23 protein-coding genes are annotated in these 25,284 nt (G+C 70.7%); 9 read left to right on the top strand and 14 right to left on the bottom strand.

Going from position 1 to position 25,284, the window contains the following annotated elements; translation table 11 throughout:
* Positions 1 to 172 precede the first annotated feature (172 nt).
* From rlmB to KQY30_RS19890, 6 genes are all read right to left on the bottom strand, one after another.
* Positions 173 to 1,123, bottom strand: coding sequence for a 23S rRNA (guanosine(2251)-2'-O)-methyltransferase RlmB (gene rlmB / locus KQY30_RS19915; RefSeq protein ID WP_217307988.1), 951 nt, complete (start codon positions 1,121 to 1,123; stop codon positions 173 to 175).
* A gap of 174 nt (positions 1,124 to 1,297) precedes the next feature.
* Positions 1,298 to 2,698, bottom strand: coding sequence for a cysteine--tRNA ligase (gene cysS / locus KQY30_RS19910; RefSeq protein WP_217307987.1), 1,401 nt, complete (start codon positions 2,696 to 2,698; stop codon positions 1,298 to 1,300).
* A 223-nt stretch (positions 2,699 to 2,921) separates the two neighbouring features.
* Positions 2,922 to 3,326, bottom strand: coding sequence for a PPOX class F420-dependent oxidoreductase (locus KQY30_RS19905; protein WP_217307986.1), 405 nt, complete (start codon positions 3,324 to 3,326; stop codon positions 2,922 to 2,924).
* A 206-nt stretch (positions 3,327 to 3,532) separates the two neighbouring features.
* Positions 3,533 to 4,168, bottom strand: a complete 636-nt coding sequence (gene ispF, locus KQY30_RS19900; RefSeq protein WP_254407231.1) for a 2-C-methyl-D-erythritol 2,4-cyclodiphosphate synthase — start codon at positions 4,166 to 4,168, stop codon at positions 3,533 to 3,535.
* Complete coding sequence (gene ispD / locus KQY30_RS19895; protein ID WP_046498093.1) at positions 4,158 to 4,904, bottom strand: 2-C-methyl-D-erythritol 4-phosphate cytidylyltransferase; 747 nt, start codon at positions 4,902 to 4,904, stop codon at positions 4,158 to 4,160. The genes ispF and ispD overlap by 11 nt, the downstream gene beginning before the upstream one ends.
* A 453-nt stretch (positions 4,905 to 5,357) precedes the next feature.
* Positions 5,358 to 5,840, bottom strand: coding sequence for a CarD family transcriptional regulator (locus KQY30_RS19890; RefSeq protein ID WP_003953493.1), 483 nt, complete (start codon positions 5,838 to 5,840; stop codon positions 5,358 to 5,360).
* Positions 5,841 to 6,532: 692 nt separating this feature from the next.
* Between KQY30_RS19890 and KQY30_RS19885 the strand changes: the two genes are divergently transcribed.
* Complete coding sequence (locus tag KQY30_RS19885) at positions 6,533 to 7,216, top strand: DUF461 domain-containing protein (RefSeq protein WP_217307985.1); 684 nt, start codon at positions 6,533 to 6,535, stop codon at positions 7,214 to 7,216.
* Between the two features lie 301 nt (positions 7,217 to 7,517).
* On the opposite strand, the gene KQY30_RS19880 is transcribed toward KQY30_RS19885, so the two are convergent.
* A complete protein-coding gene (locus KQY30_RS19880; RefSeq protein ID WP_046498012.1) occupies positions 7,518 to 8,198 on the bottom strand; it encodes a response regulator transcription factor in 681 nt (226 codons plus the stop codon).
* Positions 8,195 to 9,520 (bottom strand): cell wall metabolism sensor histidine kinase WalK, encoded by a 1,326-nt coding sequence (locus tag KQY30_RS19875; RefSeq protein ID WP_217307984.1) that lies wholly within the window; start codon positions 9,518 to 9,520, stop codon positions 8,195 to 8,197. Before KQY30_RS19875 ends, KQY30_RS19880 begins: the two co-directional genes overlap by 4 nt.
* 366 nt (positions 9,521 to 9,886) lie before the next feature.
* Between KQY30_RS19875 and phoU the strand changes: the two genes are divergently transcribed.
* The 3 genes from phoU (at position 9,887) to KQY30_RS19860 (ending at position 12,202) form a co-directional block, all read left to right on the top strand.
* The gene (phoU, locus tag KQY30_RS19870) at positions 9,887 to 10,567 is read left to right on the top strand and encodes a phosphate signaling complex protein PhoU (RefSeq protein WP_217307983.1); all 681 of its coding nucleotides are present in this window, start codon (positions 9,887 to 9,889) and stop codon (positions 10,565 to 10,567) included.
* Positions 10,568 to 10,938: 371 nt separating this feature from the next.
* A complete protein-coding gene (locus KQY30_RS19865) occupies positions 10,939 to 11,088 on the top strand; it encodes a hypothetical protein (RefSeq protein WP_217307982.1) in 150 nt (49 codons plus the stop codon).
* 247 nt (positions 11,089 to 11,335) lie between these two features.
* Positions 11,336 to 12,202: a GNAT family N-acetyltransferase gene (locus tag KQY30_RS19860; protein ID WP_217307981.1), complete on the top strand. Its 867-nt coding sequence runs from the start codon at positions 11,336 to 11,338 to the stop codon at positions 12,200 to 12,202.
* Between the two features lie 81 nt (positions 12,203 to 12,283).
* Here KQY30_RS19860 and KQY30_RS19855 read toward each other — a convergent pair whose 3' ends face one another.
* Positions 12,284 to 13,045: a phosphoglyceromutase gene (locus KQY30_RS19855; RefSeq protein WP_046509413.1), complete on the bottom strand. Its 762-nt coding sequence runs from the start codon at positions 13,043 to 13,045 to the stop codon at positions 12,284 to 12,286.
* A gap of 253 nt (positions 13,046 to 13,298) precedes the next feature.
* Positions 13,299 to 14,996: a N,N-dimethylformamidase beta subunit family domain-containing protein gene (locus KQY30_RS19850; protein ID WP_254407230.1), complete on the bottom strand. Its 1,698-nt coding sequence runs from the start codon at positions 14,994 to 14,996 to the stop codon at positions 13,299 to 13,301.
* A gap of 714 nt (positions 14,997 to 15,710) precedes the next feature.
* Here KQY30_RS19850 and KQY30_RS19845 point away from each other — a divergent pair.
* Positions 15,711 to 16,595, top strand: a complete 885-nt coding sequence (locus KQY30_RS19845; RefSeq protein WP_254407229.1) for an AraC family transcriptional regulator — start codon at positions 15,711 to 15,713, stop codon at positions 16,593 to 16,595.
* A gap of 18 nt (positions 16,596 to 16,613) precedes the next feature.
* Here KQY30_RS19845 and KQY30_RS19840 read toward each other — a convergent pair whose 3' ends face one another.
* The gene (locus tag KQY30_RS19840; protein WP_217307979.1) at positions 16,614 to 17,231 is read right to left on the bottom strand and encodes a TetR/AcrR family transcriptional regulator; all 618 of its coding nucleotides are present in this window, start codon (positions 17,229 to 17,231) and stop codon (positions 16,614 to 16,616) included.
* Positions 17,232 to 17,337: 106 nt separating this feature from the next.
* Between KQY30_RS19840 and KQY30_RS19835 the strand changes: the two genes are divergently transcribed.
* Positions 17,338 to 18,369, top strand: a complete 1,032-nt coding sequence (locus tag KQY30_RS19835) for an NAD-dependent epimerase/dehydratase family protein (RefSeq protein ID WP_217307978.1) — start codon at positions 17,338 to 17,340, stop codon at positions 18,367 to 18,369.
* A gap of 167 nt (positions 18,370 to 18,536) precedes the next feature.
* Positions 18,537 to 18,773, top strand: coding sequence for a hypothetical protein (locus KQY30_RS19830; RefSeq protein WP_046499010.1), 237 nt, complete (start codon positions 18,537 to 18,539; stop codon positions 18,771 to 18,773).
* Positions 18,774 to 18,777: 4 nt separating this feature from the next.
* Here the strand turns inward: KQY30_RS19830 and KQY30_RS19825 are convergent, their stop codons facing one another.
* The 3 genes from KQY30_RS19825 to mshA all read right to left on the bottom strand — a co-directional run bounded on the left by KQY30_RS19825 (position 18,778) and on the right by mshA (position 22,693).
* Complete coding sequence (locus KQY30_RS19825) at positions 18,778 to 20,430, bottom strand: glycoside hydrolase family 55 protein (protein WP_217311178.1); 1,653 nt, start codon at positions 20,428 to 20,430, stop codon at positions 18,778 to 18,780.
* A 264-nt stretch (positions 20,431 to 20,694) separates the two neighbouring features.
* Positions 20,695 to 21,171, bottom strand: a complete 477-nt coding sequence (locus tag KQY30_RS19820) for a YbjN domain-containing protein (RefSeq protein ID WP_254407632.1) — start codon at positions 21,169 to 21,171, stop codon at positions 20,695 to 20,697.
* A 139-nt stretch (positions 21,172 to 21,310) separates the two neighbouring features.
* Positions 21,311 to 22,693, bottom strand: coding sequence for a D-inositol-3-phosphate glycosyltransferase (gene mshA, locus KQY30_RS19815; RefSeq protein ID WP_217307976.1), 1,383 nt, complete (start codon positions 22,691 to 22,693; stop codon positions 21,311 to 21,313).
* A 340-nt stretch (positions 22,694 to 23,033) separates the two neighbouring features.
* Here mshA and KQY30_RS19810 point away from each other — a divergent pair, with 340 nt between their 5' ends.
* A complete protein-coding gene (locus KQY30_RS19810; protein ID WP_217307975.1) occupies positions 23,034 to 23,876 on the top strand; it encodes a class I SAM-dependent methyltransferase in 843 nt (280 codons plus the stop codon).
* Between the two features lie 209 nt (positions 23,877 to 24,085).
* Positions 24,086 to 25,252, top strand: coding sequence for a C40 family peptidase (locus KQY30_RS19805; protein ID WP_217307974.1), 1,167 nt, complete (start codon positions 24,086 to 24,088; stop codon positions 25,250 to 25,252).
* Positions 25,253 to 25,284 lie beyond the last annotated feature (32 nt).

Below are 25,284 nucleotides of genomic sequence, written 5' to 3'. Positions count from 1 at the left end.
CCGAGTGACTTGTGTTTAGGACACTGCCTTGACGCGCGGGAAATGTCCGAGACCCGTCAAGATCATCTACCCCGTCGGCGCGAGCCCGGGCCCGGCCGCGTCCGAGCCCGCCGGACCCCGCCCCGGGCCTGCCGGAACCCGTCTCCGGCCGGCCGCACCCGACGCTTCCACCTCACGCCCGCCGGCGCGCCGCCTCGTACAGCACCACTCCCGCCGCGACGCCCGCGTTCAGCGACTCGGCGCCGCCCGGCATCGGGATCCGTACCAGGAAGTCGCACGTCTCCCCGACCAGCCGCGACAGTCCCCGGCCCTCGCTGCCGACCACGATCACCACAGGACCGCCGAGCGCCTCCAGATCGCCGACCTCCGCCTCGCCGTCCGCCGCCAGCCCGACGACCACCAGTCCGGCCTTGCGGTACGACTCCAGGGCGCGGGTGAGGTTGGTGGCGCGGGCGACGGGCGTACGGGCCGCCGTGCCGGCCGAGGACTTCCACGCGCCCGCGGACATCCCGGCGGCGCGCCGCTCCGGTACGACGACGCCGTGCCCGCCGAAGGCGGAGACCGAGCGGACGACGGCACCCAGGTTGCGCGGGTCGGTGACCCCGTCGAGCGCGACGATCAGCGGGTCCTCGCCGTCGTCCAGCGCCGCCGTCGCCAGGTCCTCGGGGTGGGCGTATTCGTACGGCGGGACCTGGAGGACGAGGCCCTGGTGGTTCAGCCCGTTCGTCATCCGGTCCAGCTCGGGCTTGGGCGCCTCCATGAGGTTGATGCCGCCGCGGTCGGCGGCGAGCTGGAGCGCCTCACGGACCCGCTCGTCGTTGTCGATGAACTGCTGGACGTACAGCGTGGTCGCCGGTACGCCGTCCCGCAGCGCCTCGAAGACCGGGTTGCGGCCGACGACCATCTCGCTGGTGCCCTTGCCGCCGCGCCGGGCGACCTGGCGCCGTGCGGTCTGCCGGGCCTTGGCGTTGGCGGCGCGGTTCTGGGCGTGGCCCTTGCGGGCGGACGCGGGCGGGGTGGGGCCCTTGCCCTCGAGCCCGCGGCGTCGCTTGCCACCGCTGCCGACCTGCGCGCCCTTCTTGTTGGACGTGCGGCGGTTCCTGCGCTGGCTGTTCCCGGCCATGACCTACCTGTTTCGTTGCCTCAGTGGTGCTTCAGAAAGTGCTTCGGGACGCTTCCGGGTAACCGAGCAACCCTTCGGAGCGTGCTTCGGAGTGTACGTACGCCGCCGCGCAGCCGGTACGCACGTGTACCGCCCGGACGCCCTGCAAGCGTCCGCGCGGCACATCGGTGCAGGTCAGCGCGGTCCCAGCGTCCAGCGCGGGCCCGTGGGACTGTCCTCGATGACCAGTCCGGTCTGCTGGAGCTGGTCCCGGATGGCGTCCGCCGTACCCCAGTCCTTGCGCGTCCGCGCGGCCTCGCGCTGCTCCAGGACGAGCCGTACGAGGGTGTCGACGACGCCGTGCAGGTCCTCGCCGCGGTCGGTCTCGCCGGCCCAGTGCGGGTCGAGCGGGTCCAGGCCGAGGACGCCGAGCATGGCCCGTACCTCGGCGAGCCGGGCGACGGCCGCTTCCTTGTCGTCGGCGGCGAGCGCGGAGTTGCCCTGCCGGACAGTGGTGTGGACGACCGCGAGCGCCTGCGGTACGCCGAGATCGTCGTCCATGGCCTCGGCGAAGGCGGGCGGCACCTCACCGGCGGGGTCGACGACCCCTCCGGCCTTCTCCACGACGCGCTGTACGAATCCCTCGATCCGTGCGAACGCCGACTCGGCCTCGCGCAGCGCCTCCTCGCTGTACTCGATCATCGAGCGGTAGTGCGGGGTGCCGAGGTAGTAGCGCAGCACGATGGGGCGCCAGTGCTTGACCATCTCGGAGACGAGCACGGAGTTGCCGAGCGACTTGGACATCTTCTCGCCGCTCATGGTGACCCAGGCGTTGTGCACCCAGTACCGCGCGAACTCGTCCCCGTACCCCTTGGCCTGCGCGATCTCGTTCTCGTGGTGCGGGAAGATCAGGTCGATCCCGCCGCCGTGGATGTCGAAGACGCTGCCGAGGTACTTGTGGGCCATCGCCGAGCACTCCAGGTGCCAGCCGGGCCGGCCGCGTCCCCAGGGGGTCTCCCAGCTCGGCTCGCCGGGCTTGGCGGCCTTCCACATCGCGAAGTCGCGCTGGTCGCGCTTGCCGGTCTCGCCCTCGCCGGAGGGCTGGCGCAGATCGTCCAGGTCCTGGTTGGACAGTTCCAGGTACTGCGGGAAGGACCGGACGTCGAAGTAGACGTTGCCGTCCGACACATAGGCGTGGCCGCGCTCGATCAGGCCGCGCATCATCTCGACCATCTCGGTGATGTGGCCGGTGGCGCGGGGCTCGTAGCTGGGCGGCAGGCAGCCGAGGACGTCGTAGCCCGCGTTGAAGGCGCGCTCGTTCTCGTACCCGATGGACCACCAGGGGCGCCCCTGCGCGGCGGACTTGGTGATGATCTTGTCGTCGATGTCCGTGACGTTCCGTACGAACGTCACGTCGTAGCCGCGGTAGTCGAACCAGCGGCGCATGATATCGAAGTTGAGTCCCGACCTGATGTGCCCGATGTGCGGGGCGGCCTGCACGGTGGCGCCACACAGGTAGATCGAGACACAGCCCGGCGTGAGCGGGATGAAATCACGGATCTGCCGGGCGCCGGTGTCGTACAGCCGAATAGTCACGCGACAAGGGTAGTGCGCCAGGGGTAGTGCCCCGCGACCCTTTGGGCCACGGGGACACAGAAGCGTGACGTTCATACCCGCCCGGCAAAGTCTCCGGTGGAATTTCGCGGCGTTTGGGACGTTTGATCCGATCGGGTCGGGTGGCCGGTCTCCGACCGCCTCGGATACGCCCGACGACCGCTTCGGATACGCCCGACGGCTGCTCCGGTATACGCCCGACGGTTCAGATACGCCCGACGATCTTGCGCGGGGTGATACGGACGACCACCCGCTCGGCGTCGTCCTTGGACGCCGGGTTGAACTCCGCGTACGGCTTGCCGGTGTACTTGAGCGACAGCTCGTTGATCAGCTCCTGGCCGCCCTCGGTGGTCAGGGTCGCGGAGCCGCGGATCTCCGCGTAGAGGTACGGCGCGTCCTCGGGCCGTGCGACGACCGACACCCGGGGGTCGCGGCGCAGGTTCTGCTCCTTGCGGCGGCCGACGGTGGTCGAGACGAGCAGATCGTCCCCGTCGCGCTTCACCCAGACCGGCGAGACCTGGGGGCTTCCGTCGGGCTGGACGGTCGCGATGTCGACGAAGACGGGTCCGTCGAGGAGTTCCTTGAGCTTCTCGGAGAGTGCGGCTGCCATGACTGCCTTCCTGCTTCCTGAGGTTCCTGATGCTGACGCTGTTGCCGATGCTTACGGTGCTGCCGGTACTGACGCTGTTGCCGGTGCTGGCGGTGTTGCCGATGCCCGGACAGGGGCCGGGACAGGGATCCGGGAACTGCTGAGACTACGGCTGTACGAATCCCGCTGACGCTCTCTCAACCCGTGTCCCACGCCCGGTATTTCGATCAGCCGGTACGAACCACCAGCGCCGTCGCGATCGCGGCCAGCCCCTCCCCCCGGCCGGTGAAGCCGAGCCCGTCGGAGGTGGCGGCGGAGACCGCGACCGGGGCGCCGACGGCCTCGGTGAGCACCTTCTGCGCCTCGTCCCTCCGCTTCCCGATCTTCGGCCTCAGACCGACGACCTGCACGGCGACATTGCCGATCGTGAAGCCCGCCCCGCGCACGATTCTGGCCGCCTCCGTAAGTAGGGTGAGTCCGGAGGCGCCGGACCACTCCGGACGGCCGGTGCCGAAGTGCGCGCCGAGGTCGCCGAGACCGGCGGCCGAGAACAGCGCGTTGCAGGCGGCGTGGGCGACGACATCCGCGTCGGAGTGGCCGGCCAGACCGGGGCCCTCGCCCTCCCAGAGCAGCCCGGCGCACCAGAGCGGGCGGCCCTCCGCGAAGGCGTGGATGTCGGTCCCGATGCCCACGAGCGGCAGGTGCACGGGCACGGCGGGCACGGGCGCAGGCGCGGTCGCGGGCACGGGAGCGGCGGGTACGGGCACAGGCGCGGCGGGTACGGAAGCCCGCTCGGCCTCGGAAACCTGCTCGGCCATGGAGCCCTGCTCCCCCGAAGTCTGCGAAGTCTGCTCAGAAGCCATCGTTCGCCCTCCTCCGCGCGAGAACCGCCTCTGCCAGCACCAGATCCAGCGGCCGGGTCACCTTGAACGCCTCCTCGTGTCCTGGCACGACCACCACCGGCGCGCCGAGCCGCTCGACCATACCGGCGCAGTCCGTCGCGCCCTCGCCGACCGCCGCCACCGTCTCGTGCGCACGTTGGAGCGTGGCTCGGTCGAAGCCCTGCGGGGTCTGTACGGCACGCAGCAGCGCCCGCTCGGGTGTCGCGACGACCGGTTCCGGCTCGCCCTTCTCGCGCGGTTCGACCTGTTTGACGGTGTCCGAGAGCGGCAGCGCGGGCACCACGGCCGGCGCTCCGTCCCGTACCGCCTCGACGACGGCGTCCACGGTGTCGACGGGTACGAGCGGGCGCGCCGCGTCATGGACGAGTACGGCGGTGATCGAGTCGGGCAGGGCCTCGATCCCGAGCCGTACGGATTCCTGGCGGGTCTCGCCGCCGGGCACGACGAGATAGTCGGTGCGCTGGGGCAGGGCGTGCTCGTCGAGGAGGTGCTTCACCTCGGCGGCGCCGTCGGGCGGGGCCACCACCACGACGAGCGAAACGGCGCGCGAGGCGGCCATCGCGCGGACGGCGTGGATGAGCATCGGTGTGCCGCCCAGCGCGCGGAGCGCCTTGGGGGCTCCGGGGCCGAGCCGTACGCCCCGGCCTGCCGCGGGGATGACGGCGGCGGTGCGGTGCGGGCGGGCTTCGTCTGACATCGGTTGCACTCCGGCAGGTTTGTTTCCTCGGCCGACATGGGTATGGCCACAGCGTGCCGGGCGCGACGCCTTGACCGGACCCTTCCGTGACACACGGTCGAGACGGATCGCGCCGGCTGCCCCGGGCCCGGCCTCCGCGGGTCCGCCCGGGCATGGCGCGTTCCCCGGGCGGCGGCCCGGTGAAGTCCCCGGTGCGGCGCGTAAAGCCCCCGCAGGTGTGCGTGTGCGTGGGACAGGGTGTGCGTGGACCTGATGTCGTACGAGGTGCGGGTGTACGGACATTGCGGGTTTAAGGGAACTGCGGGTGTACGGACATGCCGCAGCGCCCGGCGACACAGCATTTCCCTCAAGGCTGGTCAGCGGGCACCACGGCATTCACTGCGACTGCGTGGGACGGCATGCGCGTACGGCATGCGAGCGGCGCTGCGGGCACAGCAGCGTCACATCCTGGGTTCAGGACGCGAGGACCTCGTCGAGCAGAGCCTCGGCCTTGTCTTCGTTCGTGTTCTCCGCGAGAGCCAGCTCGCTGACAAGAATCTGTCGCGCCTTGGCGAGCATGCGCTTCTCACCTGCGGAGAGTCCACGCTCACGCTCGCGGCGCCAGAGGTCGCGCACCACTTCAGCGACCTTGATGACATCGCCGGAGGCGAGCTTCTCGAGATTTGCCTTGTAACGACGGGACCAGTTCGTCGGCTCTTCGGCGTACGGTGCGCGGAGCACCTCGAAGACCCGGTCCAGCCCGTCCTGACCGACCACATCGCGCACGCCGACGAACTCCGCATTGTCCGCCGGTACACGCACTGTCAAGTCGCCCTGGGCGACCTTGAGCACCAAGTAGGTCTTGTCCACGCCTTTGATCTGGCGAGTTTCGATGGCCTCGATCAGCGCGGCCCCGTGATGGGGATAGACCACGGTGTCGCCAACCTTGAACGTCATGTGACAGGTACCCCTTCCGTGGCTATCCAGGGTAACACGAGAATGGCATCTTCTGAATGGCGTTTTCGCAGGTCAGGACGGTTCTCGGGGCTTGACAAGGGCACCGGGAACGTGCTGCGGACGGCTTCCGGAAGAGGGTATTCGCAGGTCGGAGCGGCTGCGCGGGCGCACGGAAACGCGCCGGTTACACCCCGCACAACACCCCTGGACGAGGATGAACGTCCCGATTTGCCGGATTTAAGGCCTCGAACTTCCCGTAGTCCGTTCGGATGTCGATCACTCGTGCGGATCGAAGGCGGATCGAAGTGCGAGAGATTCTGAATTTGATCACGCCGGGCCCGCGGCACGGTATTCGGGGGGAATGTACGGCGCCCGGAGGAATTGATCACCGGCATTATGTGAACGGCACGCTAAACGGCGGGATCGGGAGGGATATCGGATACGGAATCCGGGCCTCTGGACGGTTGCCAGGAGGCCGCCGGGAGGCCGCGGGGAAGCCGCGGTGAGCCCGCTGGGAGCCCGCCGGCAGCCGGTCGGAAGCGGTGCCGTGCCGGGCTGTGTGACGGGCTGCGTGCCGGGCGGGGCGGCTGGAGGCGGGTCGGGTGCGGGGCCTCCGTGACGGCTCGGTAGCCTAGGGCCGCTGAACGCCTGCCTGCCCATTCCGTCCGTACGTCCTAGGAGTTGCCGCCGCCGTGAGCCGCAGCCTTCGACGCGGCGTCCTCGCCGCCTCCGCCCTCGTGTTCTCGCTTGCCCCGCTCACCGCGTGCGGTGCCGGCAACAACGCGCAGACGCTTGGCGTCAAGCCGGACAATGCCGCCACCTCCGTCGGTGACATCTCCATCCAGAACGCCACGGTGATCACCCAGCCGGCGGCCGACGCGGAGGGTCCCGCGGTCGTCACCGGCACGGTCTTCAACAACGGCAGGAGCGCGCAGACCCTCGACGCGATCAAGCTGCCCGGCACCAGCGCCAGTGTGACGCTCTCGCCCGCCGAGGGGTCGGGACCGGTGACCGTACCGGCCGGCGGCTCCGTACAGCTCGGCGGCAAGGGCAATGCCTCCGCCGTGATCGAGAACGGGCGCGAGGCCGCGAAGAACGGCGACGCCCAGCGGGTCGTCTTCAGCTTCAGCGAGACCGGCGACATCGGTCTGCGCGCGTTCGTCTTCCCGTCCGACACCTATTACAAGGACGTCGGCCCGAGCGCGTCGCCGTCGCCCTCGGTCTCGCCGTCCGGCGGTCCTTCGGGCACCCCGGCCGGTTCGCCTTCCGGGTCGCCCTCCGACACGCCGTCGGGGAGCCAGTCCGGCGAGGCCGGCGAGACGGGAACGCCGGCGGGGTCCGCGGTGGAGTCCGGATCGGGCTCCACCGGGCACTGAGCAGCGCCGGACAGCGCCCGCCAGGCACGCCGCACGTAACAACCGCGTACAGCACCGCCACGTACACCACGTACACACCGCCACGTACAACAGCGCTGTGGCGCCCCGCCCGGGAAGAAGTCGGGCAGGGCGCCACAGCGCTGCGGCTTTTCGAACGCTCCGATTTCCGAGCGCTCCGGGCGACGCCGTATACGCGCGTCGCTCGGGTACGCGCGTCGCCGTGTCCGGGCGACGCGCCGTACGGGATGGCGCGCGCCGTACGCGACGGCGCGCTCCGGTCGGGGCCGCGGCCCGGGCCGGTCTACGGCTCGAACTTGTAGCCCAGGCCCCGCACCGTCACCAGATACCGCGGCGCGCCCGGATCCGGCTCGATCTTCGCGCGCAGCCGCTTGACGTGGACATCGAGGGTCTTGGTGTCGCCGACATAGTCCGCGCCCCAGACCCGGTCGATGAGCTGCATCCGGGTCAGCACACGGCCCGCGTTGCGCAGCAGCATCTCCAGCAGGTCGAACTCCTTGAGCGGCAGATCGACCTTGCCGCCGGAGACCGTCACCACATGCCGGTCCACATCCATCCGGACCGGGCCCGCCTCCAGCGCGGCCGGCGTGACCTCCTCCGGCTCGCCCCTGCGGCGCAGCACCGCGCGGATACGGGCGACCAGTTCCCGCGAGGAGAAGGGCTTGGTCACGTAATCGTCGGCCCCTATTTCCAGGCCGACGACCTTGTCGATCTCGCTGTCCTTGGCGGTGACCATGATCACCGGGACATTGGATCTGCCGCGGAGCTGGCGGCAGACCTCGGTGCCCGGCAGGCCGGGCAGCATCAGGTCGAGCAGGACGAGGTCGGCGCCGTTGCGTTCGAACTCGTCGAGCCCCGCGGGCCCGGTGGTCGCGATCGCGACCTCGAAGCCTTCCTTGCGGAGCATGTAGGAAAGGGCGTCGCTGAAGGATTCCTCATCCTCGACGACGAGCACTCGGGTCACGGAAGGACCTCCGGGGCAGGAATCACGGTCGGGGGATCAGCCAGCTCAAGGCTGGGGTCGCTGTCGGTATCGGTGTCTTTGTCTCGGTCGCTGTCTCTGTCGTACGGAGACAGGTCGTCTTCCGGAGACCGGTCGTCTTCGTCCGGGCCGGTGGACCGCCTCCGGTCCCGTACGGCTCCCGCCTCGGGCAGCCGCAGGGTGAAGGTGGAGCCCTGGCCCTCCGAGCTCCATACGGTGACCTCCCCGCCGTGCGAGGCGGCCACATGTTTGACGATGGCGAGGCCGAGCCCCGTACCACCGGTTGCCCGGGAGCGGGCCGGGTCGACACGGTAGAACCGTTCGAAGATCCGCTCCCGGTCCTTCTCCGAGATGCCTATGCCCTGATCGGTCACGGCTATCTCGATCAGGTCCCCGCCGGTGGCGGAGACGCGGTGCGCGGCGATACCGACGCGCGTGCGGGCCGGAGAGTAGTTGACGGCGTTCTCGACGAGATTGCCGAGGGCCGCGGCGAGCTGGCCGCGATTGCCCCACACATGGAGGTGGACGGTGCCGCCCGCCGCCATGGTGATCTGTTTGGTGGAGGCCGCGTGCCGGGACCGGTCGATGGCCTCGGCGACGAGTTCGTCCACACGTACGGGCTCGGCGTCCTCCAGCGGGTCGTCGTTCTGCACCCGGGAGAGGTCGATCAGCTCCTGTACGAGATTGGTGAGCCGGGTCGCCTCGATCTGCATCCGCCCGGCGAAGCGGGTGACCGCCTCGGGGTCGTCGGAGGCGTCCATGACAGCCTCGGAGAGCAGCGACAACGCCCCGGTGGGGGTCTTCAGCTCGTGGCTGACATTCGCCACGAAATCCCGTCGTACGGCTTCGATACGACGGGCCTCGGTGAGGTCCTCGACCAGAAGCAGCACCAGCCGGGAGCCGAGCGGGGCCACCCGGGCGGAGACCGCGAGCGCCTCGCCCCGGCCCGTACCGCGCCTCGGAAGGTCCAGCTCCACTTGCCTTATCTCGCCGTCCCGCCGGGTGTCGCGCGCCATGTGCAGCATCGGCTCGACGGCGAGCTTGCCGCCCCTGACCAGGCCCAGCGCATACGCCGCGGAGCTGGCCTTGACCACGGAGTCGCTCTCGTCGAGGACGACCGCGGAGGAGCGCAGTACGGAGAGCACGGTGTCCACGCCGGGAGGCAGCACGGCGTCGGTGTGCAGGGACGTACGGGTGGGCCGTGTCTGGTCGCGTTCGCTCCAGCGAAACGCCAGCATGGCGATCACGCCGGTGCAGACACCGGCGATCGCTGCCAATGCGGCGACCGCCGCGTTCACGTCCATGCGACCAGCGTATGCGGGCCCCAGGACACTCTCCCAGCCGTCCGGGTGTCTCCTCCGACACTCGTCGCCCAGAGTTCATGGAGGGGATAGTGCCGGTTCATTTGCGGGGGAGGCGCCCGACGCGTTCCGGCCGGAGCGTGGGACCGTGGGGGCCGCGGCTTCCGGTCACAGTCCCGGCTCGGCGGCCCCTGGCCATGGCCGGGGGCATACGGGCGGGGGCGTCCGGACGCCACGAAACGCCGAGGCACACCGAGGCGGGGAAGGGTAGCCGAGGAACGTCGAGGCGAAGCCGGTCAAAGCAAAGCTGGTCAAGGCGAAGCCGGTCAAAGCGAAGCCGGGAAAAACCACCGAGAGAGGGACAACCCCATGCGGGACGCGTACCACGAGGAACTGGATTCGATCGGCGAGGACCTGGTCGAGATGGCCCGGCTGGTCGGTTCCGCCATCGGCCGTGCCACCACGGCCATGCTCGACGCCGATCTCAAGCTCGCCGAGAGCGTGATCGCCGCCGACCAGCGGGTCGACGACCTCCAGCACGACCTGGAGGCCAGGGCCATCGCGCTGCTGGCGCGGCAGCAGCCGGTCGCGACCGATCTGCGGATCGTGGTCACCTCGCTGCGGATGAGCGCCGACCTGGAGCGCTCGGGCGACCTGGCGCAGCATGTCGCCAAGCTGGCCCGCCTCCGCTTCCCCGCCTCGCCCGTGCCGCACGACCTGCACGCGACGCTGCTGGAGATGGGACAGCTCGCGCAGCGTCTGATGGCGAAGACGGCCGAGGTCATCATCACCAAGGATGTCGATCTGGCGCTCCAGCTCGAACAGGACGACGACGAGATGGACCTGCTGCACCGGACGCTGTTCCAGCACCTGATGGACGACCGGTGGAAGCACGGCATCGAGACGGCGGTCGATGTGACGCTGCTCGGCCGCTACTACGAGCGCTTCGCGGACCACGCGGTGGCGGTCGCGAACCGGGTGGTCTATCTCGTGACGGGCGAGCACGCGGACGAGATCCAGCCGGCGGAGACGCCGGTGGAGGGGGCGTAGGGGGAGGGCTGGGGGTTACGGGCGTTACGGGCGGGGCGTGGGGGGCGGGCAGGGCGTGCGGGTCGGGCGGGGCGTGCGGGGTCGGGCTTGCGGAAGTGGCCGGCCTTGCGGAAACGATCATCCTCCTTGCGGAGGCGGTCGTCCGTCCGGAAGCGGTCGTGCTTTCGGAGGCGGTCGTGCGTCCGGAAGCGGTCCGCTCGTGCAGAAACGGTCATCCCGTCCGTCCGGAAGCGGTCGTCCGTGCGGAGGTTGCGGAGGGGCGCACGGCGGTGTTTGCGCGCATGCGCCGGAGATGCGCCGTTGATACGCCCGCCGGGGAGGGCTTGCAATGGGCAGAGGCGTCATCCGCGCACGCCTTTGAGGAGGATCCCATGGCCGATTCCCCTACGACCGACCCCCGGCCGGAAGCCCCGGCCGGAGCCATCCACCTGCCCATGCTCGGCGCATGCGGCTGCGGCTCGGGCTGCGGCTGCGGCTGCCAGTCGGGCGGCTCGTGCCAGTGCGGCGGCGGCTGCGGCTAGCCGCGTACGGCACGCACAGAAGAGCGCACGGAAGAGCGCAAAGAGATGGGTAGGACGAGGGGCCCTGTCCGCGTAATGCGGGCGGGGCCCTTTCGCGTGCCCGTACGCGTTCGGGTACGGGTAACCCGTGTGCGGGTGCGGGGACCTGTGCGCGCGTGTGGGCATGGGCGTCGGCGCGGGCGGACCTGCCGCCTCGCCTCAGCGAAAACCGCTGGTCACAGGCCTACTGCATGGGAAACCATGGGGCATGCGACCGGATGGCTGGCACCTCACCGAAGACATCGACGACTTTCTCGCCCGAGCCGGAGACTTCCTGCGCTCACGGCCCGCCCTGCACAACACACCGCTGACGGTGATCGAGAAACTGCGAATCGACGGGGCGGACACGTACGGCCCCGAAGCGACCCTCTTCGGACGGCTGGAGTCAGGGGGCGAGGTCCACGCCATCTTTTACCGGCTTCCGTCCCGCCGCCTGACCCTCACCACCCTCTCCCCCGAGCAGGCCGATGCCCTCGCCGCTCACCTGGCCGGCCTCGGCCACCCCCTCCCCGGCGTCCTCTCGGACCACGACACCGCCACCGCTTTCGCCGAGGCATGGCAGCGGCACACCGGCGCGGTGTCGGAACCCAACTGGCGGGCCCGTCTCTACCGTCTTGGCACGCTCACCCCACCGGAGCCGCTCGCCGAGGGCCGGGGGCGCGTCGCCGACGAGCCGGACCATGAGCAAGTCGTGCGCTGGTGCCGTGAGTTCTGCGTCGACGTCGGGGAACAGCCTTCCCTCGACTTGATCGACGCCGGTTCCTGGGCCGACTCGCGTTTCGGCGACAGACACTTCACGTTCTGGGAGACACCGGACGGCACTCCCGTCTCCATGGCGGCCACGACCTCGATGGTCGGCGGCATGGTCCGGGTGGACCCCGTCTACACCCCGTCCCACCTCCGGGGCCGCGGCTACGCGGGCGCCGTGACGGCCGAGGTGAGCAGGGCCGCGCTGACCTCGGGCGCGACGGACGTCGTACTGTTCGCGGACCCGGCCAACCCCACCAGCAACGCCCTTTACCAGCGCCTCGGATACGTACCGGTCACCGAATTCGCGGGGTACAAGTTCTCGTGATCGGCCGCGGTACGGAGTAACACAACGCCGGGCCCCAAACGCACATGGGGCCCGGCCGGAAGCGCTGAAGCGCCGTGGACGTTACTTCTTCTTGCCCTGGTTCTTTACGGCCTCGATGGCCGCTGCCGCCGCGTCCGGGTCGAGGTAGGTGCCGCCGGGGGTCAGGGGGTGGAAGTCGGAGTCGAGGTCGTAGACGAGGGGGATGCCGGTGGGGATGTTCAGGGACGCGATGTCGGCGTCGGAGATGCCGTCGAGGTGCTTGACCAGGGCGCGCAGACTGTTGCCGTGGGCGGCGATCAGGACCGTACGGCCGGTCAGCAGGTCCGGGACGATCGCGTCGTACCAGTACGGCAGCATCCGTTCGACGACGTCCTTGAGGCACTCGGTGCGCGGACGCAGCTCGCTCGGGATCGAGGCGTAGCGGGGGTCGTCGCTCTGCGAGAACTCCGTACCGTCCTCAAGCGCGGGCGGCGGCGTGTCGTACGAGCGGCGCCACAGCATGAACTGCTCCTCGCCGAACTCGGCGAGCGTCTGCGCCTTGTCCTTGCCCTGGAGCGCGCCGTAGTGGCGCTCGTTCAGCCGCCAGGAGCGGTGGACCGGGATCCAGTGACGGTCCGCGGCCTCCAGCGCGAGCTGCGCGGTGCGGATGGCGCGCCGCTGGAGGGAGGTGTGCAGTACGTCGGGCAGCAGGCCGGCGTCCTTGAGCAGCTCACCGCCGCGGACTGCCTCCTTCTCGCCCTTGTCGGTGAGATTGACGTCCACCCAGCCGGTGAACAGGTTCTTCGCGTTCCATTCGCTCTCGCCGTGGCGGAGGAGGATCAGCTTGTACGGTGCGTCGGCCATGGGGCCGAGCCTAATGGACGAGCCTGGGGCGGCTGGAGGCCCTGTCCGGATTGGGAACGGATTGGCGGCGGACCGGAGGCTGGTCGGCGGCGGGTTGCTTCGGCTGTTGATTGACCGGTGTCCGGCGGGTGCCTGTATGTAAATTTCCGTTGGCCGCACGGCCACTTGTCCGGGTGTTGCCCGGTGCTGTCCGGGTGCTGTCCGGGTGCTGTCCGGGTGCTGTCCGGGTGCTGTCCGGGTGCTGTCCGGGTGCTCACGGAGTGCTTACCGCGTACACCGTTCGTACGTTGTCCCTCGGCCGGGGCTTCGTCCGTGCCGCCGGGCCCTCGGCGAAGGCGCGGAGCACGTTCTCGGTGGTACGGGTGACGAACGCGCCGGTCCGCGCGTCCATACCGTGGTTGCGCCCGTTCTCCCGCGTCCCCGCCATCAGCCCCTCCACCCACCGCATCGTCCCGGTGGCGAAGACGCCCGCGCCGCTGGGCACGGTGTAGTACGCGGAGTCGGAGTGGCTCTTCCGGCCGTTGCAGACGAGCGGCGAGTGGGCGACGATCTCGATCGGCGCGGGCCCGGGGGTCGGCGTCGGCGCGCCCGGGGTGACGCGGTCGTACTCCACTCCGACGAGATGGGCGAAGGAGTCGCCGCGCCTCACTCCCGTACCGGCGAAGACCCAGTGATCCGCGCCGTACACGACATAGGGGGCATCGGTGGGAAAGCCCTCGTACAGGACGCCGGTCAGGGAGGATTCGGGGTCGGCGCCCGGGGGTTGTCGGAAGTCGGTGGTCGCCATGGTGGGGTGGGTGGCCAGGTACGGGTCCGCCCTGAAGTCGGTCTTGTAGCAGACGACGGTGCGGAGGGTGGCGCTGGGGGCGCTGGGGGCGCTCGTTCCGGTGGTGCTGGTGGTGGGGCCTGGGTTCGTGCTGGTTTGCGCGGCGGTACGAGCCGTACGCTCCAGCCTGATCCTGCGGAAGCACGTGTTCGCGCCCAGAAAGGCCACATTCGTCCCAGCATCGCGCGCCCGGGTCACGTGCCGCCGCTGCTCCGGCGTCCAGTACTCGTCATGGCCGAGCGCGACGACGGCCGTGACGCCGTTCAGCGCCGTGGGATCGGCGTGGACGTCGATACCGGTGGTGTACGCCAGCGGGAGACCGAGCCGTTCCGCCAGGACCACCACCGCCCGCTCGTACACCATGAACTTCTCCGCACCGTTCTTGTCGTACGGCCGGTCGAAACTGACCGCGAGGGAACGGGTGCTGTACGCGCCGCCCTCGCCCTGGTAGAGGCTGAGGCCACCCCACAGGTTGTACGCCTGCCAGGTGGCGGGGGCATGCATCAGTACGGTTCTGCCGCGCGTGCTCGCCGAGCGGACGATCAGCGGGACATAGCGCTGGTGGCCGTGTTCCGCGTCGAGCCTGAGCAGGTACGCGCCCTCCGGCCAGCCGTCGGTGCGGACGGTGAGGGTACGGTCCCAGTCGGCCCGTACCGTACGGGTCGCGGCGATCAGGCGCGGGCCGCGCTGAACGCGGCCCGCCACCCGGTCCGAACGCCACACCCGCCGGGCCTGCGCGCCGCCGTACCAGCCGATGCGGTACGCCGAGACCCGGAAGGCGGGCGCGGTGGTCGAGACGTACAGTCCGAACTCTTCACCGGGCAGGACGCTGACCTTGTCGGCGAAGCCTTGGACGGCGTCGGGCGGGCCGGTGGCACGGATGCGCCAGTCGGAGGTGCCGGGACGGCGGCGTTCGCGGTCGATGGCGGCGGTGGGGGTAGGGGTGGGAGTGGCGGTGGTGTCGGGTTTGTGGCCTCGGGGGGTGTCGCAAGCGGTGAGGGTCGCGGTGGTGATGCCGACGGCGGTGATGCCAACGGCAGCGGCGGCGGCCCCGCCGGCGGCGCCTGTCAGGAAGTGCCGACGGGGTAGGGCGTGTCCGCCCGGGTGCTGTGTGCCATCGCTCACCGAACGATCTTGAGTCGGCGGAGGGGTGGGGGCGACTGGTGGGGGCCGAATGCGGGTTCAGGCTGTGGGGTAGTCGGGGTGGGCCGGGGGTGTGGGATGCGGGTGGGGGCCGCCCCTCTGGGTTGAGGGTCGCGGGGCCGTGCCGGGTGTCAAGGGCGCTCCTGCGTCGCGTCGGCTCCGCCGATTGCGCTGCGCTCCACCCCTGACACCCGTCCCGTCCCCGCACGTGCGAGTGAGCGGGAGGGGCGGCCGGGGGAGGGGTCCCCGGAGCAGGCTTGTTGTGGGGCCGGTTTCTCTGCCGGGTGCCTGACCGGTGGGGGGTGTGCGCGGCAGTGGAATGGGGCGGTGACGACACCGGCTCAGCGACCAACCGTTTGTGCGCGGCTGGGGTGCAAGCAGGTGTCTGGGGCTCATTGGACGGGTGGCACCTCTAGCCTCGGGCCTGTCGATTGTGCCTGGTCAGGGGGTTGGCGGGTGGCTGGGGCTCTGGGGTGAGCGGCGGTCCCGCCGTCTCTTATGTCGTAGAGACGCGAGAGCGAGACGGGCAGCCGTCGGGGCTGAGGGTGGGGAGCGCGGCCATCATCGCGTCATCACGGCCGGTCCGTGGCGCCTAGATCATTGGTGCTGGGCCGTTGCACGATCCTGCCAGGCTTGGCGATCGCGCGAAGGCGGTGTTTGACTGGGCAGGTGGACACACTGCGACAAATTCGCGATGTGGTCGCTCGTCACGCCGGCGAAGGACGGGCGGCGACAGCGTTGCCGCGGGTCGAGTTGTCGCGCTTCAGTACGGCCACCCCGCCGACCGGTGAGACGGTGAGCCCGAGTGTGGCCCTGATCCTGCAAGGGGACGTACGTACCGTCCTGTGCAAGCGGACCCTCCACTACGGGGCGGGGCAGTTCGTCGTCGCCTCGGTCGACCTCCCCGTGACATGCGCGATCCAGGCCACCTCGCGGCAGCCGTACCTCGCCTTCGAGATGCGCCTTGAGCCCTCGGTCATCTCGGATCTCCTGCTCGCCGCGCCCGCGCCCCGTACCGTGACCGAGCGCACCCATGTCCCCAGCATCGCCACCGGCACCGCCGACCCGGACCTGCTCGATGTCGTCGGACGCATGGCGCGCCTGCTCGACCGCCCGGAGGACGCCGCGGCGCTGGCACCGCTGTACGAACGCGAGATCCTCTGGCGGCTCATCAGCAGCGACCAGGGCGCGACGGTACGCCAGATCGGCCTTCCGGACAGCGACGTATCCCAGCTCGGCCACGCGATTGGCTGGATCCGGACGCACTACGACCAGCCGCTTCGTGTGGAGGAGCTGGCCGCGCGGTCGTCGATGAGCGTCACCTCGTTCCACCGGCACTTCCGGGCGCTCACGCAGATGACACCGCTCCAGTACCAGAAACACCTGCGCCTGCACGAGGCACGCGCCCGGCTGCTCGCCCACCCCCGCGACGTCGCCGACGCCGGCCACGCCGTGGGTTACGAGAGCCCCTCGCAGTTCAGCCGCGAATACCGCCGCATGTTCGGCGCACCCCCAGGCCGCCACGCAACCCAACTCCGCCAACCGGAAACCCCGGCCACGACACCGACCCCGGCCCAGTAGCCCCGAAGCGCCCCCGGGTCAGGGCCCGGCGGGTCGGGTGCGTAGGCCGTCGAGGATGAGTGTCAGGACTCGGGCGGCGCGGGCTGTTGCGTCGTCGCTCGGGGGGATGCGCCACAGGACGCTGAGCTGGAGGAGTACGTCCTCCGGCTCGATACCCGGCTTCAGGTCTCCCGAGGCGGTACCGGCGTCGAGGAGAACGGCGATGGCCCGCAGGAAGGGTTCGTAGTTCTTGTCGTCGAGCCCGCCGTTGGTCGCCGCGTGGATGACTTCGGACACGCCGTATTTGAGCTTCCCGTAGCGGGCGACCTCCTCGAACCATCGGCGCAGCGCGTCGAGCGGGGGCAGGTCGGCCGCGAGGGTGTGCGCGAGGTCGATGACCTTCTGGATCTCCTGGTGGTAGAGCTCCACGATCAGTGCCTCGCGGGTGGGGAAGTGCCGGTACAGCGTCCCCACGCCCACCCCCGCCTGTTTGGCGATCGCCGTCATGGAGGCACCTGATGCATCAGAGACTCCCGAGGACGCGGCGAAGGCTTCGCCCGCGACGGCGAGGATGCGGGCCCGGTTGGTCAGCGCGTCGGTGCGGGTGGCGCGGGTGGCATGGGTGGCATGGGTCGCGCGGCGAGAAGGCGGGGTCATGGCTGGTCCGATCGGTCCGGTTGCAAAGCGGAAGGGCTTCCGTTACGTTCGGGGAAGTAGCGGAAGGGCTTCCGCTTAATCCTGTCACACCCCATGGAGGACAGCCATGCCAGAAACGGTTCTGGTCACCGGAGGTAGCGGCTACGTCGCCGGCTGGTGCGTCGTCGAGCTGCTGCGACGCGGCTACCGCGTCCGCACCACCGTGCGAAGCCGCGCCAAGGAGCAGGCGGTGAGCGACGCCGTCGCCACCCAGGTGGACGCGGACGGCCGGCTGGAGTTCGCCGTCGCCGACCTCACCGCGGACGAGGGCTGGGAGGTGGCCGTCAAGGATGTGGACTACATCCTGCACGTCGCCTCGCCCCTGGGCGGCGCCGTCGCCGACAACTCCGAGGCCATGATCGCCCCCGCACGCGACGGGGCCCTGCGCGTGCTGCGCGCCGCCACCGCGGCCGGAGTACGGCGCGTGGTGATGACGTCCGCGGCGAACACCGCGAGTCCCTCCTCCTACACCGATGAGGGCGTCACCGACGAGACCCTGTGGACCGACCCCGACGACCCGACACTGATCCCCTACCGCCGCTCCAAGACCCTCGCCGAGCGCGCCGCCTGGGACTACATGGCCGGCTACGACGGCCCCACCGAACTCACCACGGTCCTGCCCGGCGCCGTCTTCGGGCCGATCCTGGCCACGGGCACCATCGGCTCGGTCGGCATCGTCCAGCGGATGCTCTCCGGAGGCATGAGCGGCGTGCCGCGCATCGGTCTGGAGATCGTGGATGTCCGCGACCTCGCCGACATCCATCTGCGCGCCATGACCTCGCCCGAGGCCGCGGGTGAACGCTTCCTCGCCACCGGCGAGTTCACCTGGATGCTGGACATGGCCCGTGCCCTCCGGGAGGAGCTGGGCGAGGACGGCCGACGGGTCTCCACCCGCCTGCTCCCCGACCTTGCCGTCCGCTTCGCGGCCCGCTTCCGCGACCCGTCACTGCGTGACATCACCCCGTCGCTGGGACGCCGCAACCGCCACAGCACGGCAAAGGCACACCGCGTCCTGGGATGGCAGCCGCGCCCGGCCCGCGAGACCGTTGTCGACTGCGCCCGCAGCCTGCTGGCCCACGGCGCCGTCCAGCCGCAATAGCCGCGTAGCCGTAGAGCGGGTACGGGCACGTCGGCCCGCCGTCACACCAGCCCGCCGACACGTCGGCCCGGCCGGTCCGCCGAACCACCCCCGCCCGGCACCCCGCGTCCCAGCGGCCATATGCCCGCATACGCTCCCCGAACAGGCACCGGACGTACAGTCGATTCATGACCGTTCATGTCACCTTGCTCCCGGCCGCGCTCCCGCCGGGTATTGAACCGTCCAACCGCGTCATCTCCTACGAGGACCAGGACGACATCCGCTTCCGGTATCTGCTGCACGACAGCGGGGCGCTGGTGGTACGGCGTACGCGTCATGAGGAGGCGACCGTCACCGAGGCTGTCTTCGGGCCCGCGGCCTGGGAAGGGGTGCAGGGGGACGGGTCCATCCAGCCTCACTCCTGAATCCTCAGTCGCCGGCCCCCCGGCTGACGCGCAGCGCCCGCTGCGCCTCGTACACATTCCGCGGCCTGATCGTCTCCGGGCTGCCGTACGCCTCCAGCCTCGTGTGCAGCTCGCCCATGAAGTCCGGTACGTCGATCTGGTCGAACTCGCGGACCTCGCTGATCCCCGCCGTCGCGCTGTACGGAGCGATCTCGTCGATCTTGATCAGGCCCGCGCGCCCATTGGTGACCGTGACGTTCCAGTGGGTGAACCGCGCCCCGTACAGCGGGCCCGCGATCGCGTCGCCGCCGTGCCGGCCGTCGTTGGTGACGGTGATCTCCGTGCGTACATTGGCGAAGGGCATCCCGCGATGCGTGTCGAAGGTGCCCATCTCCATCAGTCCGCGCGACCAGACGTTGTAGCTGGAGAGGCCCTCCACATTGATGCCGTGGAGCTGGGTGCCCGCGGGCGGCGCCGGGAGCGTACGCCGTTCGATGACGAAGTCCTCGATCAGATTGTCGTGCGAACCCTCGCGGCAGTAGTACGGATGGTGCGCGCCGCGGCCCGCGACGCGGGTACGGCGCAGGGTGCACGCGGACGCGGCGATCAGGCCGAAGCCGTTGTCGACATGGCGTACGACCACATCGTCGGCCCAGCAGTCGTACGCGCACTGGAACGCGACCCCGTTGTACCCCTTGTCCAGCAGGTGCGGGGACTGCGGTGTCTCGACCGCCTCCAGCGTCAGCCCTTCGACCCCCGAGCCGGTCAGCGGGGTGACGAGGGTGGTCAGGCGCGGGTCCCACTCCGGTCGTACGTCCAGCGGAAGCGGCCGTTCCAGGGTCACCTTCCTGCCGCGTACGGCCGTGACGCGCACCGGCCATTCGTACGGAACGTAGGACGTCAGCTTGGTCATGGCGGCCCAGTCGTACGACTGCGTGCCAGGGCCATCGCCCGCCATGTGCTCCAGCAGGGTGTGGTCCGGGTCGTCGGCGAGACGGAGGAGGACGAGCTGTCCGGGCCGGAGCTTCGAGGTGTCCTGTACGGTCACGGTCCGGTCGCCACGCCGGGCGCGGCCGACGCCGGTGAGGGTGCTCCACTCGTCCCGCTTGTTGCCGGTCCAGCCCTCGAACGGCCAGGCGCGCTCCTCGATGGCGGCGGTGAGCGAGTCCCAACGCCCTTGCGGGCAGATCCAGATAAGGCCGCCGGCCCAGGACCAGCTCGACTTGTCGCCGCCGTAGCGGCTGCCGTAGGGGCCGATCAGCTCGGTGAGGTTCTTCGTCGCGTAGAGCTTCGTACGATCGCTTCCCGCGCCCCGCAGGGTGACACCGCTGTGGGCGATCCGGATGACGCCGTCGACGCGGTAGGTGCCGGGCGGGATGGTGACCGTGCCCCCGCCGCGCTCTCCGGCGGCGGCGAGGGCACGGTTGATGGCGGGGGCGTCGTCCGTGGAGCCGTCGCCCTTGGCGCCGTACGCGCGGACATCGGCCACGACACGGTGGCGCGGGAGGCGGGCGGCGCCGGCGCGCTGGCCGGCCCGGCCGACGTACGGGATCTGGGGGTGGGTGTACGGGGAGGCGGCGAATTCTCGCCAGAGGGTCGAGGTACGGGTTGGCCGGTCAGGGCCGGCGGCACCGCCGACGGCGCGTGTTGCGGCTGTCGCCGGTGCTCCGGTGGCCATCACCCCGGCGGCGGCCACGGCGACGGCACTGCCCAGCAGGGTCCGCCTGCCGACCGTGTGCCGACCTTCGTACCTCTGCCCCTGCCCGTCCCCGTAGGCCTGCCCGTGCCGGTCCGCGTGCGCCTGCCCGTGCTCCTGTCCGTACCCCATACCCCGCCTCCACGTATATGAACGACGTTCAGGTGTGCGTTTGAGGGTGAGCATGACATGCCCGATCGGGTACAGGGAAGAGCCGTGCGACGACTCAGGCGGCCCCCACTGGCGTCAGGTCGACGGCCCCCGGGTCAGATGCTCGAACGCGTCCAGATTCCGGGTCGACTCGCCCCGCGACACCCGCCACGCGTACTCCTTGCGGATCGCGCTCGCGAACCCCAGCTCCAGCAGGGTGTTGAACGAACCGTCCGCCGCCTCCAGCACCGACCCCAGCAGCCGGTCGATCTCGTCCTCGGTGACGGCGGCCAGCGGGAGTTTGCCGGTGAGGTAGATGTCGCCGAGGCGGTCGACCGCGTAACTCACCCCGTACAGCTTGAGGTTGCGCTCCAGGAGCCAGCGGTGGACGGCCTCGGCGTTCTCGTCGGGGCGGCGGACCACAAAGGCGTTGAGGGAGAGCGCGTGCCGGCCGACCAGCAGGGAGCAGGTGGTGGAGAGCTTGCGGGTGCCGGGGAGGGTGACGACGTACGAGCCGGGGCGCGGGCTCTCCCACGCCAGCTCGGCCGAGTCCAGGGCCTGTTCGACGACCAGCGCGACCTGCGCGGCGCGCTCGGCGGCGGGCGCCTGCCGCGTCCGCGCGCTTTCCGTACGCCGTCTCGTGCCCGGTTCCGTCCGGTGCCTCGTCCCCTGTTCCGTCCGCGGTCCCGTTCCCCGACCGGCCCGCTGTACGTCAGCCATGGTGCGAGCGTACGTGACGGCGGTGATCGTGCATGGCCGCCATGTACACCTCCGCCGTCGCCGACGCCGCCGTGTCCCAGCCGAAGGACTTGGCGTGGCGGGAGGCCGCCTCGCCCATCCGCGCGACCAGTTCCGGGTGGTCGACGAACTCGCGCAGCACCCGCGCGTACGCCTCCGGATCGTGCCCGGCGACCAGAAAGCCCGTCTCCCCGTCCCGTACCGCCACCGGAAGACCGCCCACCGCCGCGGCCACCACCGGGGTGCCCGCCGCCTGGGCCTCTATCGCGACGAGGCCGAAGGACTCGCTGTACGAGGGCATGACCAGCACGGACGCCGCCCGGAACCAGTCCGCGAGCCGGTCCTGCCCGACCGGCGGCCGGAACCGCACCACATCCGCTATCCCCAGCCGCGCGGCGAGCTTCTGGAGCCCCTCGGGCTTTGCCAGCCCCGTACCGCTCGGGCCTCCCACCACCGGTACGACCAGCCTCCTGCGCAGCGCGGGTTCCTGGTCGAGCAGCACGGCCACCGCGCGCAGCAGCACATCGGGCGCCTTCAGCGGCTGGATACGGCCCGCGAAGAGCGGAATGAAAGCGTCCGGGGGCAGCCCCAGCCGGGCGCGGGCGGCGGCGCGGCCGTCGCCGGGACAGAAACGGTCCAGGTTCACCCCGGGGTGGACGACGGCGGCCTTGTCGGGCTCGGCGTCGTAGAAGCGGACGAGTTCGCCGGCTTCCTCCGCCGTGTTGGCGATCAGCCGGTCGGCGGCCCGTACGACCTGGGTCTCGCCGATGACACGGGCCGCGGGCTCGGGCCTGTCGCCCTCGGCGAGCGCGGCGTTCTTGACCTTGGCCATGGTGTGCATGGCGTGGACGAGGGGGACGCCCCAGCGCTCGGAGGCGAGCCAGCCGACATGGCCGGACAGCCAGTAGTGGGAGTGGACGAGGTCGTAGTGGTCGGGGCGGTGGCCGGCCCAGGCCTGCATCACGCCATGGGTGAAGGCGCAGAGCTGCGCGGGCAGGTCCTCCTTGGCCAGGCCTTCGTACGGGCCGGCGTCGACATGCCGTACGAGCACTCCGGGGGCCAGCTCCACGGCGGGGTCGAGGCCGCCGGTGGTGGCGCGGGTGAAGATCTCCACCTCGATGTCGATGGCGGCGAGGCGCTTGGCCAGCTCGACGATATAGACGTTCATGCCGCCCGCGTCGCCGGTGCCCGGCTGGTGCAGGGGCGAGGTGTGGACGCTGAGCATGGCGATGCGCCGGGGCCGGCGGTGCTGGCCGGGGAGCCGGAGCCGGGGCGATCGAGCCGGTCCTGGCCGGGCCGGTGCCGGCCGGCCCGGTCCTGCGAACGTGCCGGCGATACGGGACACGTACTGGCTCACGTCTACGGCCTCTCGCTCGGGGAGCCGCTCGGCGCGCGGCCTCGGGACACGGCAAAGAAAGGGTCTGCTCGGCCCTCCAAGGGCCGTCAACAGCGGTGCGGGGTCCTTCAATTCCGCTTTCGCCGCCACTTTGCCAATTCATTACTACGGGTGGCTCAACCTTCGCGGGTTGACGCGAACCGGCGCCTTCGCAGGGTGACGCGAACCGGTGCCTCTGCGGGTTCGCGCCCTAGCGGCTTCGCGCCTTCGCGGGTTCACGCCTTCGTGCCCCCGCGGGTTCGCCGGTCTCGCTGTCGGTGCGTGTCGCTACGCTCGTTCTGCGTGTCGTTACGCTCGTTCCATGGTGCCTCCGGTGTCCCCGCCCCGCTCGTCCCGCCCAGTGGGCACCGTGACGCGTGGCACCACGCACCAGAACCGGCTGCGCCGTATGGACCGCTGGATCACCGCCGTACACGGAGCCGCGCTGCGCCGGTCCGCGGGCGTGCCCGTGGTGGTGGACCTGGGGTACGGAGCGGCCCCCTGGACCGCGGTCGAGCTGCTCCTGCGGCTGCGTACGGCCGATCCGCGGACCGAGGTCGTCGGGATCGAGATCGAACCGGCGCGGGTCGCCGCCGCCCTCCCGTACGAGCGGGAGGGGCTGCGCTTCCGGCACGGCGGCTTCGAGATCCCGCTGGACGGGGGCGTACGGCCGGTGCTGGTACGGGCGGCCAATGTGCTGCGGCAGTACGAGGAGCGCGAGGTCGCCGCGGTCTGGGCGCGGCTGTGCGCGCGGCTGGCGCCGGGCGGGCTGCTGGTGGAGGGGACGTGCGACGAGATCGGGCGGCGGCATGTGTGGGTGGCGCTCGGGCCCGAGGGTCCGCGGACGGTGACGTTCGCGGCGCGGCTCGGTTCGCTGGGGCGGCCCTCGGATCTGGCGGAACGGCTGCCCAAGGCGCTGATCCACCGGAATGTGCCGGGCGAGCCCGTCCACGCGTTCCTGCGGGACTTCGACCGGGCGTGGGCGGCGGCGGCCCCGTACGGATCGCTGGGCGCGCGGCAGCGGTGGGTCAGGGCGGTACGGGACCTGGCGGGCGACTGGCCGCTGACGGACGACGCGCGCAGATGGCGGCAGGGCGAGGTGACGGTGGAGTGGGGAGCACTGGCGCCGGGCGGTCCGCACGGCCGTGAGGGCAACGGTATGTGACCACGGGAACACCAACGGGTGCCCGTTCGTCCACAGTGTGGTGAATGAGTCCTGTGAGGTGCAGGGCCCCTCTGTCCCTTTGCTGGAGGCCATGACACGATCGCGACGACGACAGCAGTTGCTGGCGGTATGTCAGTCAGGTGATGAAGGCGCGTTTCAGATCGGTTTGAGCCCAGCGGGTGGGCTCGGCCGACTCGGAGGGGGAGCTTGTGAACCGACGTCGCAGTGCCGCTGCCGCGATCACCGTGGTGTGTGCCCTGGCCGTCCTGGCGTCGCCGGATCTGCTCAACCGCGCGTACGCGGCGCCGATGCCGCCCCCGGCGCCGGTGGTTCCGCTGGCCGCGCCCGCGGTGCTCGGCGCACCGGCCGCGCCGTCCCCGCCGGCCGTCCCCCCGCCCCCGGTCGAACTCCCGCCGGGAGCCGGCCCGGTGACCAAGGACGGCAAGTCCCTGGACGACATACGCAAGGAGATAGACCTCCTTTACCAGAAGGCCGCGTCCGCCACCGACGCGTACAACCTCGCCGACGAGCAGGCCAAGAAGCAGTCGGCCGAGGTCGTCGGGCTGGCGGAGGACCTCGTACAGGGCCAGTTGCGGATCGACGCGCTCAAGGACCAGGCGGGCGCGGCGGCCCGCGCGCAGTACCGCGGCGGCGGGCTGCCGCCCGAGGCGCAGCTCATCCTCACCGACGATCCGCAGCTCTTCCTGGACGGCGTCGGGCGAATACAGCAGGGCCAGAAGGCAACCAAGGACCTCATCGCCGAACTGACCGCGGCGCAGGAGGACTTGAAGACCTATACGGCGGACGCCAGCACCCAGTGGCAGGCGCTGGAGGCCAGCCGCGCCAAGAAGGAGCGGGCGAAGAAGGAGATCACCCGGCAGATCGCCGCCGCCAAGAAGCTCGAATCGAGCCTGGCGAAGGAGGAGCGGGCGCGGCTGGCGCGGCTGGAGGCCGACGCGGCGTTCCGGGCGCAGTCGGCGTGGCTCGGCTCGGGCGCGCTCACGGACATCAACCGCGCGTCGAGCGCTCCGGGCAGGAAGGCGATCACGTTCGCGACGGCCCAGATAGGCAAGCCGTATGTCTGGGGCGCCGAGGGGCCGTCCTCGTACGACTGCTCGGGGCTGACCTCCCAGGCGTGGGCGGCGGCGGGCCGGCTCATCCCGCGCACCTCGCAGGAGCAGTGGCGGCTGCTGCCGAAGGTCGCGGTCGAGGACATGCGTCCGGGCGATCTGGTCATCTACTTCCAGGACGCCAGCCATGTGGGGATGTACATCGGCGACGGCGCGATCGTGCACGCGCCGAGGCCGGGGCGGAATGTGACGCTGGCGGGCGCGGGTTCGATGCCGATCCTCGGGGTCGTACGCCCGGACATCTAGTCGGCCATGGAGCAGGGCGTGTAGCCGGACAT

It is taken from the genome of Streptomyces sp. GMY02, assembly GCF_019056675.1.
Classification (GTDB): Bacteria; Actinomycetota; Actinomycetes; order Streptomycetales; family Streptomycetaceae; genus Streptomyces; species Streptomyces odonnellii.
This window is presented reverse-complemented; position numbering and strand designations above follow the sequence as displayed.